Source organism: Streptomyces katrae, assembly GCF_000966975.1.
GTDB lineage: Bacteria > Actinomycetota > Actinomycetes > Streptomycetales > Streptomycetaceae > Streptomyces > Streptomyces katrae.
Genome location: NZ_JZWV01000670.1, coordinates 1 through 1,487, shown reverse-complemented (window position 1 = coordinate 1,487; position 1,487 = coordinate 1). Strand labels below are relative to the sequence as shown.

Sequence of the window (1,487 nt, the reverse complement as noted above, 5' to 3'; positions counted from 1 at the left end):
GCCCGGCGTCGGCCACAACGCCCCGCAGGAGGCGCCGGCCGAGTTCACCCGGGCGGTGATGGACGCCGACCGCCTCTGAACCGCGACGACCGGACCGGGCGCCGTCACCGGTCGGCCAGGGCCCCGTCGATCTCGCGGCGCGACGAGACCCCCAGCTTGGCGAAGACCTTGCGCAGGTGCCACTCGACCGTGCGCGGGCTGAGGAAGAGCTGCGCGCCGATCTCCGCGTTCGGGTGCCCGGTGGCCGCGAGCCGGGCGATCCGGGCCTCCTGCGCGGTCAGGACCGGCGGGCCCGGGGTCCGTGCGCGAACGGTCTCGCCGGTGGCGAGCAACTCGCGCCGGGCCCGTTCGGCGTACGCCTCCATGCCCATCGCCGACGCCGCCGAGTGTGCCTCGCGCAGCTCGTCCCGGGCATCGGACCGCCGGTTGCGGCGGCGCAGCCATTCACCGAGCAGCAGCCGGGTCCGCGCCTCGAACACCCCCAGCCCGCCCCGGGCGAAATGGTCCACGGCCTCCCGGTAGCGGTCCTCGGCCCGCTCCGGCGCTCCGGTCAGGGCGTCGGCGACCGCCTGCGCGCCCAGGGCCCACGGTGTGCCGGCCCGCCCCCAGTCGGCCAGCCGCTCGCGCGCCCGGGCCGCCACGTCCGGACGGCCGGCCCGGGTCGCGGCCTCCACCAGCTCGCAGTCCGTCCAGTGGTGCACGACGAGGTCCTGGTACTCCCCGCCCCGCAGCGCCGCCTCCACGGCCAGGGCGTAGTTGCCCAGACCGTTGTGCAGCACGGACCGCGCGCACGCGGCCATGCCGGTCAGGCGGCCCAGACCGCGCCGTTCGCCCTCCCTCTCCATGGCCCCGATCAGCTCCAGCGCCGGCCGCTCCCGCCCCTGGTAGGCGCTGAGCAGGGCCGTCGAGACCATGTTCGTCGCCACCCCCGCCGCATCACCGGCGGCGGGTGCTTCGGCCAGCAGGTCCCGCGCCTCCTCGAAACGCCCGGCGTAGCACAGCGAGGCCGCCCGGTAGGGGAGCGCCGTCGAGAGGACCGACAGCGCACCCGTCGTCCGGGCGAAGCGCACCGCCCGGCCGGTGATGTCCAGCCAGGCCCGGAGGTCGCCCAGCTCCACGGCCGCGTTGGCGGCCGGCCACAGGACGGCGAGGTCCTCGTCACGGGTGAGCGAGCGCAGCGCCCGCGCCAGGAGCGGGAACGCGGCGGTCGGTCCGTCCTCGGTCCAGGTGACCAGGGCCCGGAGGAAGACCCCCGCCGTCTCGTCCCCGGGCGGCAGTTCCCGCGCCGCCGCCGCGGCCCGCCGCAGCCCGCTCCCGTCGTACCGGCCGGCCCAGATGGCCGCGCCGAACGCCGCGAGACAGGTCTCCCGCGCGGCGGCCCGGTCGAGGTGCATGAGACGGTCCGCGGCGTCGAGCAGCGGCTGCACGGCGCCGAGCCCCGGCTCGGTCATCGCCGACGCCTTCGCCCGCAGCCGGCTGGCGTGAGC

The 1,487-nt window shown here is 77.4% G+C and carries 1 protein-coding gene; it reads right to left on the bottom strand.

Annotated features, from left to right (window positions below; translation table 11 throughout):
* Positions 1–104: 104 nt before the first annotated feature.
* The coding region (locus VR44_RS23645) for a helix-turn-helix domain-containing protein (RefSeq protein ID WP_045949592.1) at positions 105–1,487 on the bottom strand (1,383 nt) is incomplete at its 5' end.